The 18115-nt window shown below is 64.9% G+C and carries 17 protein-coding genes and 3 pseudogenes; 10 read left to right on the forward strand and 10 right to left on the reverse strand.

Annotated elements, in window-relative coordinates; genetic code table 11:
* Positions 1-118 precede the first annotated feature (118 nt).
* The gene (locus ACFQH2_RS01025) at positions 119-496 is read left to right on the forward strand and encodes a hypothetical protein (RefSeq protein ID WP_377055977.1); all 378 of its coding nucleotides are present in this window, start codon (positions 119-121) and stop codon (positions 494-496) included.
* Positions 497-519: 23 nt separating this feature from the next.
* Here ACFQH2_RS01025 and ubaA read toward each other — a convergent pair whose 3' ends face one another.
* Complete coding sequence (gene ubaA, locus ACFQH2_RS01030) at positions 520-1344, reverse strand: SAMP-activating enzyme E1 (protein ID WP_377055979.1); 825 nt, start codon at positions 1342-1344, stop codon at positions 520-522.
* Positions 1345-1467: 123 nt separating this feature from the next.
* On the opposite strand from ubaA, the gene ACFQH2_RS01035 reads away from it, so the two are divergent.
* The 4 genes from ACFQH2_RS01035 (at position 1468) to ACFQH2_RS01050 (ending at position 5568) form a co-directional block, all read left to right on the forward strand.
* Positions 1468-1788, forward strand: a complete 321-nt coding sequence (locus ACFQH2_RS01035) for a rhodanese-like domain-containing protein (RefSeq protein ID WP_377055981.1) — start codon at positions 1468-1470, stop codon at positions 1786-1788.
* Positions 1789-1983: 195 nt separating this feature from the next.
* Positions 1984-2172 carry an HVO_0416 family zinc finger protein gene (locus tag ACFQH2_RS01040; RefSeq protein WP_377055983.1) on the forward strand — a complete coding sequence of 63 codons (189 nt, stop codon included), beginning with the start codon at positions 1984-1986 and terminating at the stop codon, positions 2170-2172.
* A gap of 406 nt (positions 2173-2578) precedes the next feature.
* Positions 2579-4423 carry a UvrD-helicase domain-containing protein gene (locus ACFQH2_RS01045; RefSeq protein WP_377055988.1) on the forward strand — a complete coding sequence of 615 codons (1845 nt, stop codon included), beginning with the start codon at positions 2579-2581 and terminating at the stop codon, positions 4421-4423.
* 5 nt (positions 4424-4428) lie between these two features.
* Positions 4429-5568: a M24 family metallopeptidase gene (locus ACFQH2_RS01050; RefSeq protein ID WP_377055990.1), complete on the forward strand. Its 1140-nt coding sequence runs from the start codon at positions 4429-4431 to the stop codon at positions 5566-5568.
* Here the strand turns inward: ACFQH2_RS01050 and ACFQH2_RS01055 are convergent, their stop codons facing one another.
* From ACFQH2_RS01055 to ACFQH2_RS01065, 3 genes and pseudogenes are all read right to left on the reverse strand, one after another.
* The gene (locus ACFQH2_RS01055; protein WP_377055992.1) at positions 5569-5775 is read right to left on the reverse strand and encodes a hypothetical protein; all 207 of its coding nucleotides are present in this window, start codon (positions 5773-5775) and stop codon (positions 5569-5571) included.
* A gap of 82 nt (positions 5776-5857) precedes the next feature.
* Entirely contained in the window at positions 5858-6121 is a 264-nt protein-coding gene (locus ACFQH2_RS01060; protein WP_377055994.1) for a DUF7533 family protein, read from the reverse strand.
* Positions 6122-6186: 65 nt separating this feature from the next.
* A pseudogene (locus tag ACFQH2_RS01065) lies at positions 6187-6414 on the reverse strand (GNAT family N-acetyltransferase); the annotation flags it as partial.
* Positions 6415-6811: 397 nt separating this feature from the next.
* Between ACFQH2_RS01065 and hmgA the strand changes: the two are divergent.
* Positions 6812-8021 (forward strand): annotated as a pseudogene (gene hmgA, locus ACFQH2_RS01070) (hydroxymethylglutaryl-CoA reductase (NADPH)).
* A 9-nt stretch (positions 8022-8030) separates the two neighbouring features.
* On the opposite strand, the gene ACFQH2_RS01075 reads toward hmgA, so the two are convergent.
* Positions 8031-9119, reverse strand: a complete 1089-nt coding sequence (locus ACFQH2_RS01075) for an aminomethyltransferase family protein (protein WP_377055998.1) — start codon at positions 9117-9119, stop codon at positions 8031-8033.
* A gap of 66 nt (positions 9120-9185) precedes the next feature.
* The gene (locus ACFQH2_RS01080) at positions 9186-9482 is read right to left on the reverse strand and encodes a DUF6432 family protein (RefSeq protein ID WP_377056000.1); all 297 of its coding nucleotides are present in this window, start codon (positions 9480-9482) and stop codon (positions 9186-9188) included.
* A gap of 121 nt (positions 9483-9603) precedes the next feature.
* On the opposite strand from ACFQH2_RS01080, the gene ACFQH2_RS01085 reads away from it, so the two are divergent.
* Both ACFQH2_RS01085 and ACFQH2_RS01090 read left to right on the forward strand, forming a co-directional pair.
* Entirely contained in the window at positions 9604-10488 is an 885-nt protein-coding gene (locus tag ACFQH2_RS01085) for a DUF7093 family protein (RefSeq protein ID WP_377056002.1), read from the forward strand.
* Positions 10489-10521: 33 nt separating this feature from the next.
* Entirely contained in the window at positions 10522-10914 is a 393-nt protein-coding gene (locus ACFQH2_RS01090; protein ID WP_377056004.1) for a DUF5611 family protein, read from the forward strand.
* A gap of 3 nt (positions 10915-10917) precedes the next feature.
* On the opposite strand, the pseudogene ACFQH2_RS01095 reads toward ACFQH2_RS01090, so the two are convergent.
* From ACFQH2_RS01095 to ACFQH2_RS01105, 3 genes and pseudogenes are all read right to left on the reverse strand, one after another.
* Positions 10918-12115 (reverse strand): annotated as a pseudogene (locus tag ACFQH2_RS01095) (DUF418 domain-containing protein).
* Position 12116: 1 nt separating this feature from the next.
* Positions 12117-13574 carry a DUF402 domain-containing protein gene (locus tag ACFQH2_RS01100; RefSeq protein ID WP_377056008.1) on the reverse strand — a complete coding sequence of 486 codons (1458 nt, stop codon included), beginning with the start codon at positions 13572-13574 and terminating at the stop codon, positions 12117-12119.
* Positions 13571-13945, reverse strand: coding sequence for a DUF7532 family protein (locus ACFQH2_RS01105; RefSeq protein ID WP_377056010.1), 375 nt, complete (start codon positions 13943-13945; stop codon positions 13571-13573). The genes ACFQH2_RS01100 and ACFQH2_RS01105 overlap by 4 nt, the downstream gene beginning before the upstream one ends.
* Before the next feature lie 190 nt (positions 13946-14135).
* Between ACFQH2_RS01105 and ACFQH2_RS01110 the strand changes: the two genes are divergently transcribed.
* On the forward strand, positions 14136-14609 hold the full coding sequence (locus ACFQH2_RS01110; protein ID WP_377056012.1) for an HTH domain-containing protein: 474 nt from the start codon (positions 14136-14138) through the stop codon (positions 14607-14609).
* Positions 14610-14669: 60 nt separating this feature from the next.
* Positions 14670-16514, forward strand: coding sequence for an arginine--tRNA ligase (gene argS / locus ACFQH2_RS01115; RefSeq protein ID WP_377076354.1), 1845 nt, complete (start codon positions 14670-14672; stop codon positions 16512-16514).
* Here argS and minD read toward each other — a convergent pair.
* Entirely contained in the window at positions 16511-17908 is a 1398-nt protein-coding gene (minD, locus tag ACFQH2_RS01120) for a cell division ATPase MinD (RefSeq protein WP_377056016.1), read from the reverse strand. The genes argS and minD overlap by 4 nt on opposite strands.
* Positions 17909-18115: the final 207 nt, after the last annotated feature.

The following is an 18115-nucleotide window of genomic DNA, read 5'->3' on the forward strand; positions in this document are numbered from 1 at the left end:
GATAATAGGCTTTCGCCACGGGACTCGTCTCTGCAGGCGCTCTCGGTCGGAGTTTCGGACTGGGAGGACTCCGGCCGTGAAAGGTAAGCTTATTATCATTCCTATCGAACTGTCGGGTATGCCCTCCCGAGAAAACGCCGTCGTCGTAGTGTCCGCTCTGGCAACAATCACCGCCCTCGGAGTGCTGACCGCCGTGGAAGCGACGGTCGGGATGCCCGCCGACTGGGGCGCAGTCGTTGCGTTCCTGCTCTTTGTCGCATTCGGATACGTAGCCCCGCAAGCGTATCTGATGCGCGTCGACGACTCCGTCTCCAGCGCCTCGCGGATGGGCGTCGTCGTTCTCATGCTCGGTCTTCTCTCGGTGATGTTCACCGATACCGTCTCCGGCGTGCAACAGGACGTTATCTGGGGAACCGTCGTGGTGTCGGTACTTGCGGTCTTCGTGTATCAGGCGCGCGAGGGATACCGGCAGTCGGTCGCGAGCAACAGTGCGTAGCGCCACGGAGCACGAGACAGAACTCAGTCGGCACCGATCGAGCACGTCTCGACGTATTCGACGTCGTGGACGGACTCGATAGCGGGGTCGTCGCCACAGACCGGACAGTCCGGATTCTTGCGGATCTCGACCTCGTCGAACTCCATCGCCATCGCGTCGTAAAACAGGAGTCGACCATCGAGCAGGTCGCCCTGGCCGAGAATCATTTTCACCGCTTCGGTCGCCTGGATACAGCCGACTGTGCCCGGCAACACGCCCAACACGCCCGCCGTCGCGCAGTCGGCCACCATCCCATCCGGCGGCGCTTCGGGGAACACACAGCGGTAACACGGTGAGTCCTCGGTCGCGGGGAACGTGGTGATCTGGCCCTCGAACTGGAAGATTGCACCGTGGGTGAACGGCACCCCGGCAAGCGTGCAGGCGTCGTTGACGAGATAGCGCGTCTGGAAGTTGTCACTGCCATCGATCACGAGGTCGTAGTCGGCAATCAGCGCATTGACGTTCTCCGTGGTGACGCGAGTCTCGTGTTTATCGACGTCGACATCGGGGTTCAGCTCCGCGACGAACTCGGCGGCGCTATCGACTTTCGGCCGGCCGACGTCGTCGTCGCCGTGGATCACCTGGCGCTGGAGGTTCGACCGCTCGACGACGTCGTTGTCGGCGATGCCGATGCGGCCGACGCCCGCCGCGGCAAGATACTGGATGATTGGCGCGCCAAGCCCACCCGCACCGATCACGAGCACCGAGGCGTCGAGCAGGCGCTTTTGCCCGTCCGGTCCCACGTCGTCCATGATGACGTGCCGAGAGTACCGGTCCAGTTGGACCGGGTCGAGGTTCAGATCGCTCATACGTACTGTTTGGACCAGGACTCGAATAAACGGGACGGTTCAGGAGGGCACTCCGACAGCGGATCGGCAGAACATCGCGCTGCCGAAGCCCTTTACCCGAATCGAACCGAACAACCGATATTGATGGTCGAGGATATCGCACCCGAAACGGTCAACGAGAAGTTGGAGAACGGCGACAACCTGCAGGTCGTCGACATCCGCCGGCCGCCCCAGTTCGCCCGAGGGCACATCCCCGGCGCCGAGAACGTTCCGTTCCCCGAACTCCCCCAGCGCGTCGACGAGCACGACTGGGGCGACGAAATCGTCGTCGTCTGCCCGGTCGGCAAGAGTTCACAGAAGGCCGCACGGATGCTCGAATCGTACGAGGGCGTCGACGAGGACGCTCGCGTGCTCAATCTCGAAGGCGGCTATCGCGCCTGGGAGTTCGACCTCGAAGAGGCCTGATCCGAACTGTACTGCCGTCAGTCGTGTATCACCGACAGGACCGTCCGACGGAGCGAGCTATTAGGTGTGACAAACTTGCCATATTACTATAGATAGTTGTACGTTCGTCCACGGATCCGTTGGTTTGCGGAGGAACTGGCAAGGGTTTCCCGGCCACCAAGCTTTATTAGCGTGGTGTGTGAACAGGTACCGTGTATGGCGTCCGCACCCAACGATGCCGGAGACGATCTGATCGACAACTTCCTTTCACGTCACGGCCACGAAACAGAACCCGTAGGATGGGAGCGGAACTATAACAAGCTACAGTGTCCGGAATGTGGCGGTCTCCACGACGAAGACGCATCCAGTTGCTCCGTCTGTGGTTGGTCGCCGACCCGACCGTAACGAAGGAGAGACGACTCGCTGTTCGACGTTTTTTTGCAATCGTGCTCCGGAGCAGTGCCTCTGTGAGTGCCGGAGCCCATGCCGTCGCGTTCGACCGTTCGCTCCGGGAAGCCATCTGTAATTCTTAGGCCGATATCGCCAGTAAAATTATATAGATGGCTTCCTCACGTTCCTCTGGAGAACGCATGCCACACTGTCAGAACTGCAATTCGTTTGTCACAGTCGATTACGCGCGAGTGTTCACGCCCCGCGGCGTTGACGAACCGCGGGTCTGCCCGCAGTGTGACGACCTGATTCGGGAGGGAAGCGACGTCCGCGAAGCCCGCTCGTCCCGGGGGAACTGACCGCTGATAGGCCCAGAGCGAAGCCACGGGGCTTATAGTGTTTCGTATAGTGATACTGTGTAATGACTGCAGCCGATACGTCCGTCACCCGCCTGTTCGGTGGTCCTGGAAGCGGGAAGACGACGGCGCTTCTCGACCGGGTCGAAGACCTTCTGGAAGACGGAACGGTGAGCCAGCGTGACGTGCTCGTCGTCTCCTACACACGGGCCGCCGCCGCGGAGATCCGCGAACGGCTGGCCGAGCGACTCGACGAGAACCCACGAGCACTCAAGGGCAACGTCTGCACGATGCACGCGAAGGCCTACGAACTGCTCGATCTCTCCCGGAACGACGTCGTCGGCGAGTCCGACAAGGAGGAGTTCTGTGAGGACTACGGTATCGAGTTCGAGGACGAGTACGGCGGTGGGGGCCGACGAACCGCCCGGTCGACGACGCTTGGCAACAAGATCATCGCGACGAGCCAGTGGCTCCAGCGCACCCAGCGTGACGTCTCCGACTGGTACGACGTACCGTTCAAGTGGGACGTCGAGGAGATCCGACTGCCGCCGGACGTCGATCCGAACGCACAGGACGGCGGGAAGTACACGCCGACCTGGCCGAGCGACGACGACCGTGTCGACGTTCCCGAAGCGATCCGTGCCTGGCGGAACTACAAGGGCGATCAGGGGGTCGTCGGCTTCGCCGACATGCTCGAACGCGTCAAACAGCGCTCCCTCCTCCCGAACGTCGACTACCTGGTGATCGACGAGTTTCAGGACATCACCAAACTGCAGTACGGCGTCTACGAGGAGTGGAAACCGTACATGCAGAAGGTGCTGATCGCCGGCGACGACGATCAGGTCGTCTACTCCTGGCAGGGTGCCGATCCCGCCCTGCTGCTCGACGAGGAAGTCGACGAGGACGTCATTCTGCCGAACTCCTACCGGCTCCCCTCGAACGTCCTGAACGTCGTCAACCGGGAGATCCAACATATCGACCAGCGCCAGGACAAGGACCTGAACCCGCGCAAGGAGGGCGGCGTCGTACAGGGCGAGGAAAGCCCCTCCATGCTCGACCTGGTTCGGGAGGTCCGCGCGACGGTCGATGAGACCGACGAGGAGACCGTGATGTTGCTGTTCCGGGCGCGCTACCAGATGTTCCAGTTCATCGACGAGTTCATCACCGAAGGGATCCCGTTCAGCGTCCTCACCGACCAGCGGATGTGGACCGACCGGCTGACCCAGTTCGTCCAGGCGATCGAGGCACTCGACACCGACGAACCGATCAACGGTCTGGAAGCGCGCCGACTGGCCGACATGCTCGCGGATTCGGCCTTCGGCTCGAACGACCGCGACGAACTGTTCGACGCCATCGAAGACCGCGAGGAGGAAGCGGGCGTCGACGACATCGTAAACCTCACCATCGAACCGGACCTGATCGGCGAGCACGTCCCGTTCATGCCCGGCCCGAAGTCCGCGGCCGACATGTCCCGAAAAGTGACGAGTTTCCAGAAAAAGAGCGTCACCGCCTACTTCGCCGTCGGCGAGTATATCGGGATGGACACCGAGCGCGTCCGACTGGGCACGATCCACAGCGCGAAAGGCCGCGAGGCCGACCACGTCTTCGTCGGCACCGACCTGACCGAGAAGGTCGTCGAGCAGATGGCCGCCACGGTCGAGGATCCGACCGACGTCCCCGGCTGTGAGGAGTTCACGAAGACGACCAACCCCGTCCCGACGCTGACCGACAACGAACGGCGCGTCTTCTACGTCGGGATGAGCCGTGCTCGCGAGCGACTCGTCATCATGGAGAACCTGGTCAGTGGCGCGCCCACACTCCCCATCGACGTCTTGCTCCACAACGAACCCGACGAGCGGCCCATCGACGACCTGTTGATAGAAGCACGAGAGCCCCTCGAAGCACAGTAAGCCGGATGAGCGGATCGAAAGCGCCTGCAACAGCCGATTTCGACTGGTTGGCTGCCGAACTCGCTGGGCGCGACGCCACCGGATTCGTCCACGTGGGCCACGACTCGTCGATCCGGTACTGCACCGGCTACGACGGCGCTACACCTGTCGCGTTCGTCTACACCTCGAAAGCGGCAGTGCTCTGTCTGCCGACGACGGTCGAGGGCGTCCCGGAGTTCTCCAGCATGGTCCGGCGGTTCGATGCACGACGCCGACATCCCGGGCAGGCGGCGGCGAGCGTGCTCGACGAACAATCGGGAGAGACGACGGGAACCGTTCTCGTCCCCCCGCCGATTCCTCACGACGCCGCGCTCTATCTCGAAGAGGCGGGCTACGAACTGGCGTCGAGCGACGTCGTCGAGCGCGCCCGCCGGGAGAAAACGGAGTGGGAGCAGACCCGCACCACGTTCGCACAGGGCGTCGCCGTCGAAGGAGTCGACCGGGCACGCGCGGTGCTCGCCGAGGCGGAGCACTCCGGCAATCGGCTACTCTGGGATGGCGAACTGTTGACGGCTACTCGCCTGCGAGGAGCTATCGACGAGGCGATGGTCGCCGCAGGTGGCCTCCCGAGCGGCACCACACGGGTCGGCGTCGGCGGGCCGCCCGAGACGCCGAGCGTCGACGTACCGATTCCGCAAGCCGCGACGGTTACGGTCGACGTTGCACCGCGGGTGCCAGCAGGCTATCACGGTCACCTCACTCGCACTCTCGTCGTCGACGGCGATGGGGGCTGGAACCGCCGCGCCCACGTCGCAGTGACGAACGCCCGGTCTGCCGCACTGGCGACGCTCGACGCGGGGGCGGGCGTCACGACGGGCGAACTCCACCGCGAACTGGTCGCCGAACTCGGCGCATACGGCTTCGACCCGTCGCCGGAGTCCGGCGACGTCATCGCGAACCTCGGCCACGGCGTCGGCCTCGACCCGTACGAGTCGCCGCCTGTCGACGGGACGGCCGAACTCCCCGCCGGCACAGTGCTGGCGCTCCGGCCGGGACTGGCCACATCCGAGCACGGCTACGTGGCTGTGGGGGATCTGATACTCGTCGAAGAGGACGGCGCACGGCCGGTCGTCGAGTATCCGCCGGGGATGCAGGTCGGCGACTGATCAGGACGAACCGAGAAAATACTTCAGTCCCATCGCCCAGAACGACGCGAAAAAGACGACGGCAGCGGCGATACCGATCGTCTGGTCGTCGATTCCGAACGGGGAGAGGACGACGTTCAATACGAGCAGTACGGCGAAAAAGCCGACGAGGCCGACGAATACGGACACCGCCATCCCGAGTTCACCGGCGAACGATCGAAGAGCCATACGGATCCGTCTGTGGACGGATGATAAATACATTTGCATAGCCGTTGGTGTTGCAGTAAAATTGAAGAAATATACTATGCGATCACTCGTGCTCGGGCGGCGCGTCGGAGTCAGCCTCGTCGGGGTCCCGGATGAACCGTCCGACGGTCTTCTTCGCGACGATCGAGGGCACGTCGAACGGGGTCGTCAGGAACCGTTCCGCGAGCACCATTACGACGCCGAGACCGACGAACAGCAGTCCGATCGAGTTGCCGGCGAGATAGATGTTACTGCCCGCGTAGACCATCGGAATGGCGACGGCGAGCGCGCCGACCATCGTCAGCGACTCGAAAAAGCCCAGTTGCATCGGGTCGACGTAGGCGCGGCGACGACAAAAACACTCCGGGCTTGCTCGGCGGGCGTGTGGAGTGATTACGCCTGTGAGTAGGTCATCCGCACCAGCGGTTCGACACCGCCCTCTGGCACCTCCATCTCGGGGTCGAACAGATCGAAGCCGACCGATTCGTAGTACGGCACTAGCCCGCGCCGACAGAGCAGGGAGAGCCCGGCGACCTCCTGGAGGTCGGGATGCTCGACGACCGCCGTCATCAGCGTCTCGCCGAGGCCCTCCCCGCGGTAGTCCGTCGCGACTAGCACGTCAAAGACGTTCGCGTAGTAGGTTTAATCGGTCAGCACGCGCGCCGAGGCCACGAGTTCGCCGTCCGCTTCGAGTCCCACGGCGACCTCCGTCCCGGCGAGCGCGCGGCGGACGTCCTCGACGTTACGGTCCTCCCACTACTCGTACTCCTCGTAGAGGGCGGTCAGTGCCGGGGCGTCGTCGGGGGAGAGATCACGGACAGTCGTCATCGAGTGAGGTGTATTCGGGCGTTCGACAACGGTGTTTCGGTCCATACTTCGAAAAGCATAGCTTATTACTTCGTATTCTGTAGTCTGTCGCTTCGAGTTCGATAAGCCGATGAGCGGTGTGTACGTCGACGAGCGGTCCGACCGGCCGGAAAGAGCAACTGTTAGGGGCCGGGCAGGCCATGCCCGTACCATGACCGACGCTGCCGACCTCGCCGACCGCGTCCTGAACGGCGACCTGCGCCTGCACGAACTGGAAGAGCATACCGATCACGAGACTGCTGTGACGGCGCGCCGCCTGGTGGTCGAGCGCGAGACGGGGGCCGATCTGTCGACCGTCGGCGAGTACGCTTTCGACGCGGCCGACGCCGAACCGAACATCGAGAACGCCATCGGCGGCGCACAGCTACCGATGGGCGTGGTCGGCCCGGTAGCGGTCGACGGCGGGGCCGCATCCGGGGAGTACTACCTGCCCCAGCGACGACGGAGGGCGCACTGCTGGCGAGCGTCAACCGTGGCCTCTCCGCGATCCGTTCGGCGGATGGGGCGCAGGCCCGCGTCACGAAATCCGGGATGACCCGCGCACCCGTCTTCCGCGTCCAGGGTATCGTCGAGGCAAAGGCAGTGATCGACTGGGTCGCGGAGAACACCGACCGCCTGCGCGAGGCCGCCGAGTCGACGACCAGCCACGGCGAACTGCTCGACATCGAACCCTACGTCGTCGGCGATTCGGTCTACCTCCGCTTCGCCTACGACACGAAGGACGCGATGGGGATGAACATGGCGACCATTGCGACCGGCAAGGCCTGCGAACTCGTCGAGAGGAGACCCCGGCGGATCTCGTTGCGCTCTCGGGCAACCTCTGTTCGGACAAAAAGCCCGCGGCGATCAACGCCGTCCAGGGCCGCGGGCGGAGCGTCACCGCCGACGTGGAACTGGATCGGGAACTGGTCGAGGAGCGACTCGGTACGACGCCCGAAGCCATCCAGGAGGCGAACACCCGAAAGAACCTCGTCGGGAGCGCGAAGGCGGGCAGTCTCGGCTTCAACGCCCACGCCGCAAACGTCGTCGCCGCCGCCTTCCTCGCGACCGGACAGGACGCCGCGCAGGTCGTCGAGGGATCGAACGCGATTACGACCATCGAAGAGCGCGGCGACAGCCTCTATGCGAGCGTCAGCATCGCCAGTCTCGAAGTCGGCACAGTGGGCGGAGGGACGAAACTGCCCACACAGGCCGAGGCGCTGGACGTCCTCGGCGTTCGCGGCGGCGGCGACCCCGCAGGGTCGAACGCCGACGAACTCGCCGAGATCATCGCGGTCGGCGCGCTGGCGGGCGAACTCTCCCTGCTCGCCGCGCTTGCCTCCCGCCATCTGTCGAGCGCGCACGAGGACCTCGGCCGATAGAGAAAACAGCTATTCGTAGGCCGGGAGCCGTCCCGACCGGTCGCTCCCTTCGACGAAGGGGAGCGAGGTACTCGTCGCGGGGACGTCCTCGCCGTCGACACGCACGGTGAGGTCGTCTTCCTCGGCGGCGTCGAACTGCACGAGTGCCAGAGCGATCGGTTCCGCGACCAGTTCGGTCCGGGCGGCGCGGGTCACTTCACCGACCGAGGCGTCACCGTCGAACACTGCCGCACCTGCCGACGGGACCGCCTCGCAGGTCAGTCCGACGAGCCGTTTGCTCGGCCGACCGCGGTTCTCGACGCGGGAGACGACCTCCTGGCCGACGAAACAGCCCTTCTCGAAGTCGACGGCGTTGCGAAGGCCGAGGACGTTCGGTATCTGGCCCTCCAGTTCGGTATCGAACAGCGGCGTCCCGGCTTCGAGCGTCAGCGTCTCCCAGCTATCGTAGCCGAAGGGGGCGGCGTTGAGTCCGTGGTTTAGCAGGGTGTCGTAGACGGCTTCGGCATCGTCGGCCGCGCAGACGACCTCGAAGCCCTCGTCGCCGGCCAGCGCGTCGGTCCGGATCACCGAGACGCCCTCGTCGCCCATCGAGCCGCGGACGAAGGAGAGATGCGCCTCGGGCGTTCCGGACTTGTTGAGCACGCTTGCGACTTTTTCGGTGGCTTTCGGCCCGTGAAGCCCGAAGACGGCGTAGTCGTCGGTCGCCAGGTCGATGTCAACGTCCTCGATGAACGTCTTCTCGCGCCACTCGTCGGCGAGCGGTTCGGCGCGCTGGGGCGGGGTGAAGATCAGGAGTCGCTCGCCGGCGTTGTAGACGTACATGTCCGTCTCGATGCCGCCCTGGGGATCGAGCACGAGCGCGTAGGAGCCTTCGCCGTTCTCGGTCGGCACGGCGTTCGAGACGACGTTGTCGACGTAGCTCACCCGATCCGAGCCCTCGATCGTGAGGACGCCGTAGGCCATCTCGATCAGGCCGACGCCGTTGCGGACGGCGCGGTGGGTACGGCCAGGCCGGCCGAAGTGTCGGACGACCTGCCGTCCGCCGCGCTCGGCAAAGGTCGCGCCGTGATCCTCGTGGACGGAGTGGATAACGGTCATTACCCGTACTGGGGGCTATGGGCGAAAAAGGTCAGCGGTTCGAGCAAGCGGGCGAGAGGCGGCGGATCAGAACGGCAGTCGTTCGCGCAGTTCCTCGAAGAATGATGGCTCCTCCGAGTCGTTCGTCGTCGACGGAATCACGCGCTCGTCGGCCTTGATCACCGTCCGCTTCCCCGAGTCGTCGACCTGAATGAGTCCGTCGTCTTTGAGCGATTCGAGCGCGGCCTCCAGGTCGTGGATACTGACCTCGGCGTGAGATCGAAGCTCGAACACCGTCATCCCGTCGTCGTTCCGATCGACAAGCGCATCAAGCACCGCGACCTCTACGTCAGCCCTGTCGCGATACTCCGGCCGTGCTTTCATATATGATACATACGCCCCATCCGTTTTTACCCTTATTTTCGTTTTCTGACGTGTTTGCAGTGTTCGGCCGACGTACTCGCGGGCGGCAACTTTTTAGGGGGCGGTTGGGTATGCGTGGACAATGGCTATCAGGTGTTCGCTCCTCGGACACGACTACGGCGACAGCGAAGTCGAGCGTGAACGCGAGGAACAGGGGAACGAAGTGGTCGTGACGATCCGGGAGGAACAGACGTGTTCCCGGTGCGGGAAGACGAAACTCGTCAGCGAGAACAAGGAGGTAACCGCGCTGACGGAGTCGGCCGACGAACCCGAACCGACCACGCAGGAGACAGCAGGCGACGCGACGCCAGAGCCCGATTCTGGTGGGGACGCACCGAACACGGAGCCAGCGGCCGCGGAGAGCGAGACCCCGCCGGCCGCCGGGGACGGCCACGACGCCGAGTTCGTCGACGAGGGACCCGACGACAGCGACGAGGTCCCGGCCGCGACGCAGGAGGCCGGTGCCGCGACCGAGGCCGACGACGAACCGGAGATGGACCCCGAAGAGGACGACGCGGTGATCCTGGACGCCGACGACGAACCCGAGGAAGAGCCCGAACGCGAGCGAGCACACGGCGAGTGGCCCGACTCGGACGACACGCGGGCCGACGACGACGAACCGAGCGAGGACTGGCCGGCAGTCGAGGGAGAGGACGAGGGGTACGACGCCGATACCGGGAGCGGTAAGCCCGAGGACGTCGAGTTCGGCGGTGGGTTGCGGCCCGAGTCCGGCGGCGATGCCGACGGCGAGGCAGTCGTCGAACGCCCCGAACAGAACGCCGAGACGACGTTTACGAGCGTGGATAGCGCGCCGACGCCGGTCGAGTCGACGGGAGACGGGAGCGGTTCGCAGTACGTCTGTCCGGAGTGTAGCTTCTCCGCACCGGGGACAGGGAGTTCGCTCAGAGCGGGCGATATCTGTCCCGAATGTCGGAGCGGCTACCTCGCGGAGCAGAAGCAAGCGTAACGGGTAAATCAACGCCGACCGATTTCATCAACCATGAAAGAGTACAAGATGCGACGCGGCGAGTATCTCGAAGAACGAATCCCCGATATGAAAGAAACTGTCGAAGACTACTTCGGCACGATAGACGGGACCGAGGAGTTCAAGGGCAACGACCTCTACGTCGTCGAGGATCCGGACAACCCCGTCTTCGATCGGATCGTCGCCGGCACTTCCGAGTACGGCAGCAAGAAAGACAAGCTTGCGGTTCACTTCGAGGAGCGCCCCGCAGAGGACGTCATCGCGGAGGGCAACGCCGACGCGGCCGCAGACGCCGTCGACGCGAAGAACGATTTCCTGCTCGAAGCCACCGGCCGGGACGCCAAATCCCGCCGCGAGTCGATGAAACGTCAGGTCGAGGACGACCCGGACCACGACGTCGACGCCTGAAGTTCACTTTCTGAGCGGTTCGCGCCGCCGGTAAGTGAGGACGCGCCAGACCCACTCGACCGGCCCGAACCGATAGTATCGTAGCCAGAGCACCGACAGCACCACCTCTACCGCCCAGATTCCCGCGACGATACCGAGTAGTTCGATACGTTGGAAAGTGCCAAACAGACCGAGACCGTGGCCGTAGAATATCGACGTCGCCACCACCGTCTGAAAGAGGTAGTTCGAGAACGCCGTCCGCCCGACTGCGGCGAGCGCACGAGTGATCGGGCCGTCGGACCGCCGGCCAGCGTACAGGAAGATACCGCCGAGATACGCGCTCGAGACCAGGGGCGCACCCCAGTAGTTGAACTGTCGCCAGTACAGCGCCGCGCCCGCGGACCAGTCGTTGGCCGAGATGTAGACGAGGCCCGCGAGGATCAGCGCGAACCCGCCGAGCGCACCGCCGGCGATCAGCCGACGGTAGAACGCCGTCGAACGGTCGTGGGTGAAGACACCGAGTTTGTACAGCGCCATCCCGACGAGCATCAGCCCGCTGACACGCCAGAAGGAGTAGCTAACGTAGCCTGTCGTCTCGCGCTGGATCGCCGCCGGCACGCGATGCTCTAGCTGTGTGACCCAGCCACTTCGGTACGTTTCGACCTCCTGCTGGATGACGCTCGCGGCTGGGTCCCACTGCGGGGCGATGGCTTCGGCACCCGACTGAACGGCGACGAAGAGTTCGAGCACCGATGGGACGGCAAAGATACCGACCCCGATCAGGAGCAGTTTCCGGGGGCCAGCCCCGGGCCGTGATGACCCAGAGGCCGCTGACTCCGTAGGCGACGAGGATGTCGCCGTACCAGAGCAGGTGGGCATGCGCCAGTCCGATGACGATCAGCCAGACCGTGCGCCGGTAGTACAGCGAGCGGGCCTCCTGGCCTTTCCGTTCCTTGCTGTCGGTGAACAGGATGATGCCCGCGCCGAACAGCAGGGTAAACAGCGTGATGAACTTCCCCTCCGCGAAGATGTGCGTGAACAGCCACGCCGCGTAGTTCACCCCGGTGAAGTCGCCGTAGATGTTCGGGTTGAACAACACGTCCTCGGGCATCGCGAACACCCAGATGTTGATCAACAGAATGCCGAGCAGCGCGAACCCACGGAGAGCGTCTAAACTGACGATGCGTTCGGACGGCGGCGTGGGGCGTGGGGTCTCGGTCATGTTAGAGGGCGTTTTCGACTGCAGTCGCGACGTTTCGAGCCTTCTCGGCGAGCGCTTCGGGGAGATAGCCGGCGTCAACGGCGGCGGCGAGTTCGTCCTCGTCGACGCGTTCGACCGTGCCATCGGGCTGTTTCACGACGTCGACGTGGAGGTCGACGTATCGGGCCGAATCCGGGAACAGTTCGACTGGCGTACAGATGTTGACGTAGGTGCCTTTCCGCTCGCCGTCCTCGCCGCGGTAGACCGTCGGATACCACCACCGGCCCTCGACGAGTTTCGTGATGGCGATGTCACCGCGCGTGCGCTCGGTGCCGATGCCGTCGTAGGTGCCCGAACTCCGCATCTCGCGACGGACCGTCACGCCCGCATCGGTGCGTTCGGTCACCTCGCCGCGGCCGAGTTCGAGAAGTCGACCGTCCGGTTTGCCGTGACCGAGCGCGAGCAGGTCGCCCTCGACGGGGCCGAACTGGCCAGTGACGGCGGCAAACGGAAACTCACCCGCTGGCTCGCAGACGGCTTCGACGAAGTCCACCGCGTCGCTGGCGGAGCGGTCGCCGGCTTTGATCCGGTGGTGGCCCGGCATCGTCGTCGTCACGTCGCGGCGCGAACCGTCGAGCGCGCTGCGGGACTCGCGGCCGAACCAACACCAGACGGTCGCGTTGGGAGCCACAAGCCGGCTTTCAGTGTCGGAATCAGCGGGCGATTCGCCGTCGGCGTCCGCGAGCGTCTCCTCCAGCGTGTTCGCACGGGCGGTGGTCCGGTCGAGCGCGTCGCCGAGCGTCCCGATCTCGGCGTCCGCGGCCGGACGCTCCCAGCGGATCCCCCAGCCATCGGGGGCGTCGACCGGGAGCATCTCGGTGGTGCGGACGAGTTCGGTCCCACGCTGGCCGCTGACCGCGGCCCGCACCTCCTCACGGCCGCGGACGAGCGAGACGAGTCCACCGCCCGCCTCGATATCGGTGCTCAGTTGTGGCCGATGGTCGGCCCACGGCGGTGCGGCGTCACGCACCTGCACGCGGATCCGGTCGCCGTCGTCGACGTAGCCGTCGGTGTCGTCGTAGGGGAGAAAGCCCTCGACATCGCCCGTCGGGAGCGGGACGTCGTCCAGTTGGACCGTCGAGGGATCCCCGAGCGCGACGATAGCGCCGCTGCCGAGCGTCTCGGTCACCTGTCCATCGAAGACCGCACCCGTCGGGGCTGGATCCGCCCAGACGAGGGTATCGCGGGCAAGCGACCTGAGTTCGGGAAGGACGGCGTCGACCGCGTCGGTCGGCCCCGATACACCGACCCCCTGTCGATGCTTCGTGTCCGTAATCGAGACATCACGGGGGGCCGCTTCGAGGTCCGCCTCGAAGCGCTCGCGGATCGGTGGCGACGCCTGCACGACGTCGTGACCGGCATCGAGCAGTCGCCGGGTGAGTGCAGTCGTGTAGATGCCTCGGAGCCGAACCCGCGTCATAGCCGCTCTCGCGAGCGGGCGAACCGGACGCGGTCGTGAACCGTCGGACCGAGCGAGAGTTCGACGAGTCCGTCGTCGAGCACCCGGCCGTCCTCGACGTACGCACCCCAGCTATCGAAGCGGAGCCAACCGCGCATCTCCGCGGCGTGCGTCGTCAGGTCGAGGTAGTCGACGGTATGCTCGGGGTATTCGTCGACGCTGTGGGCCATCTCCATGTCCGAGTAGACGCTGTCGGCGTCGCCAAAGAAGGCTTCCAGTTCGTCCGCAGTCTGTCGGGTCGAATCGACGACTGCCTCGGACGTCTGCTTGAGGTCGTCGACGTCGAGGCCGGCCTCGCGCAGTGCGTTCTGAGTGCGCTGGTCGAAATGCATACTCCCCCGTTATCGGGCCAGGGTTTTTAGCGTGACGCGCCAGAGCGGGCTATCAGGGGGTCGTCGAGGCGGAACTGATGGCCCGAAGCAGTATCCGAATCGTGACAGTACATTCCAGTGACTGGTCCCCGAAAAGAGGGGTCGGGAAAGGACTTTATCGGGCTATGTGGTACATTCTCTCGGGGGATTCATGGACAGAACGGACGGACCACTCCGAATCGAGGTGTATATGCGCGGGTTCGCACCCGACGCTACGCAGCAGACACAGGAATCGACGCTGCAACGACTGTACGAGTTGCAAGAATCGGGCGTCGTCGACGAAGTAGATGTCACGCGGTGGAGTCGAAAGGTCTGTTTCCGGTCAGGCGGTCGCGGCGGCGTTCCGGAGGAGATAGCGATGTACAGGGAGTTCGAACGCGCTCTGGAGGACACCGACCTCACCGTCGATCCGTTCTTTCGCGTGCGTCAGGGCGCAGCGGGTCGGACGGTGATGTTCCTGCCGGTACTCTGTCTGGTGCTCCGGAAAGGTGAGCAGTTCTCGGGAGTCTACCCGTGTGCCGGCCCGGACGAAACGTACACCGTCTCGGACTGTCTGGAGGCGCTCGAAGAGGACCGGGAGCTCGACGAAGTGCCGGGCGTACGGTCCGAACCGAAGCCGGTCTGAGTCCCAGCGCTCCGCGTCGAAACTCGTCACTCCTATATCCGGCGCTCGAATAGGGGGCACATGTTCCTCTCTATCCGCGACGAAGTGGCAGACGCGCTGGCGGGCGCACTCGATGCGCTCGACCTGCCCGAGGACGACCTCGGCATCGAGGAGCCACCGGAGGATGTCGACGCCGTGCTCGCGTCGAGCATCGCCTACCGGTTGGCCGGCGAGGTCGGCGCACCGCCGCCGAAAGTCGCCGCAGACGTGGCCGAGGCCATCGACGCCGGCGAGTACGAGTACGTCGACGCCGTGACCACACAGGGACCGTACGTCAACTTCCTGCCGAGCGACCGGTACTTCGCCGACACCCTCGACGCCGCCCAGTCGGACGGCTTCGGCCGACTCGACGACCGCGAGACGAGCGTCGTCGTCGAACACACCAGCGCCAACCCGACCGGCCCCGTCCACGTCGGCCGGGCGCGCAACCCGATCATCGGCGACGCGCTCTGTCGCGTGCTCGATTACGCCGGCTACGACGTCGACCGCCACTACTACGTCAACGATGCCGGGCGACAGATCGCCGTCTTCGCCTGGGCCTACGAGCGCTTCGACGAGGGGGACCTGCCCGACCCCGAACGCGACAAACCCGACTACGAGTATGTCCGCTACTACCGCAAGGGCAACGCGTTCCTCGAGGACGCGCCCGAGGAGGAAGTCGAGGACGCCGAAGCCGAGATCGAGGCCATCATGCAGGGCCTCGAAGCCGGCGACGAGGACGCTTACGAGCGCGTGAGCGAGGTCGTCGACACCGTGCTCTCGGGGATGCAGGAGACCCTCGCCAGACTGCCAGCCGAGTTCGACGAGTTCGTCAAGGAGACGCGCTTTATGCGGAATGGCTCGACCGCCGACCTCGTCGAGCGACTCAAGGAGCTCGATCAGGCCGTCTACGACGACGAGGCGTGGCAACTCGAACTCGACGAGTACGGCATCGAGAAGAACCTCGTCTTCCTGCGCTCTGACGGCACCAGTCTCTACCCGACGCGGGATCTGGCCCACCACGAGTGGAAGTTCGACAACTACGACCGTGCCGTCACCGTCATCGGCGAGGACCACCACCTGGCATTCGAGCAGCTAGACGCCGCGCTCGACCTGCTGGGCAACGATACCGACCAGCTCGATCAGCTGTTTTACTCGTGGGTCAACCTCCCCGGCGGCGAGGGGATGAGCACCCGCGAGGGCACCGGCGTCGACCTCGACGACCTGCTCGACGAGGCCATCCACCGTGCCCGCGAGGAGGTCGAGGACCGCCTCGACGACCGCATCCGCGACGACGACCTGGACGTCGAGGACGTCGACCGGATCGCCTGTCAGGTCGGCATCGGCGCGGTCAGATACGATATCGTCGCCAAGCAACCGACCAAATCGATCACATTCGAGTGGGAACGCGCGCTCGATTTCGAGGCCCAGTCCGCGCCGTACGTCCAGTACGTCCACGCACGATGTTGTGGGATTCTGGACGAGGCGCAAGGGGCCTCGAATAGGTCGAGCGGTGACGAACCGCGAGACGGCGAGGCGCAAGTGACACCGACCCCCGCCGACGTCGACCCCAGTTTGCTCGACACCGACGCCGAACGCGACCTGCTCCGCACCGTTGCCCGCCTGCCGGCGGTGATCGAAGAGGCCGCCGAGGACCTCCAGCCCCATATCGTCGCGACCTACACCCGCGACATCGCCGAGCGGTTCAACGTCTTCTACCGCGAGTGTCAGGTGCTCGGCGACGATATCGACCCCGAGGTGCGCGACGCTCGCCTCGCACTCGTTGCCGCCGCCCAACACGCCGTTGCGAACTCCTCGATGTCCTCGGAGTCGAGGCTCCCGAGTCGATGTGAGAACGCGGGGAGAAACGTCCGCCGGAGCGTCTAGAACAGACCGCCCAGGAATCCTTTCCCGTCCTCTTCGTCCGCGTCTTCTTCCGCTTCCCCTTCGCCAGCGGTGTCCTCGTCGGTGCCGTCTTCTGCCGGAGCGTCGCCCTCCTCGGCCGTCGAATTGCCACCACGGAACGGGACTGCGTCGTCAGCGAGGTCGTCGGACGAGTTGGTCGCGGCGTCGGCATCCGCTTCCGCGTCGGGAATCGTCACGCCGTCCGCGGATGCTTCGGCCCCGCTGTCTGCACCGCCCGCTTCGGGCGCGACCGTCCCGGCCGCGGCTTCGACAGAGTCACTCTCCGCGTCGGCGACGACGTCCGCCTGCTCGTCGACGTCTTCGTCGGGGGTCGCCTGCTCGTCCGACTCCTCGGCGTCCACATCCACGTCCGACTCTTCGATTTCGGCATCCGGGTCGGACTCTTCGGTTTCCGCGCCCGGGTCGGACTCTTCGGTTTCCGCGCCCGGGTCGGACTCCTCGCTTTCAGCCCCCTCCCTCTCCAGCGAGAGGTCGATATCTTCGTCGGGAATGTCGTCTCCGTCGGTGTCAGCCGAATCAGTCCCGTCAGCAGCGGTCGCGTCGGACTCGACGTCCGAGAGCGCATCGGACACGTCGGAGGACTCGGCACCGACTGCCGCCGATGCCTCGTCCGTCGTCTCCGGGGACTCCTCGGAAGCGTCGCTCGACCCGCCACCAATCCCAGCGGCGAGTTCGCGGTATGCCCCGGCGGCGGGCGAGTCGGGCGTGTTGACGACCAGCGGTGTTCGGGCGTAGACGCTGTCCCGGACGGCGTCGTCTTCCGGAATAACGCCGATCAAGGGGAGGTCGAGGCGCGCGGCGATCTGTTCGTAGGAGACGTCGTCGCCCGAACGGGTGCGGGTGAGCACCAGCCCTGAGATGTCGCCGCCCGCCTGTTCGGCGAGTTCGACCGTCTTCTTCACGTCCTGGACCGACGCCGGTTCCGGCGTCGAGACCAAAATCGTGGCGTCGGCGATGCCAAGGGGTAGCACGGACTCGTGGCTGATGCCGGCGCCCACGTCCAGCAGGACGTAGTCGAACTCCGAACGGAGTTGGTCGATGACCTCACGGAGTCTCGTCGCGTCGGCCTGCGCGAAACTGGTGAGTTCGGTCCCGCTGGGCACCGCACCGATCCGTTCAGCCACCTCGTAGGTCGCCTCGGTCACGGTCGCGTCGCCGGAGAGTACGTCGTGTAACGTCGGCCCGTCCGGTGACAGGTTCACGAACCCGGCGAGGTTCGCCATGCCGAGGTCGGTATCCACGAGGACGACCTTGTGTCCTGCGCCTGCCAGTGCAGTACCGAGATTGACGGTCGTAGTGGTCTTTCCCACCCCTCCTTTGCCGCTCGCGACGGCGTAGACTGTTGTCGAAGACATCCGTTGTTATGAGGCTAACACCCATGTGTAATAAAACATCGTTCAGAAGTGCCGGTAACTGGCAAATTCCAGACCTGACAGGAGACGTTGTCGACGTGACAACGACGGGACTGGTGGGCGCGCTCGAAGCTACTGACCGATTCGAGCAGTGAGAGCCGTTGGCGTCCGCTATCCATCTGTCAAAGCATACTTAGGCCCGCCAGCGGT

The organism is Natronoarchaeum sp. GCM10025703 (assembly GCF_042661985.1).
GTDB lineage: Archaea > Halobacteriota > Halobacteria > Halobacteriales > Natronoarchaeaceae > Natranaeroarchaeum.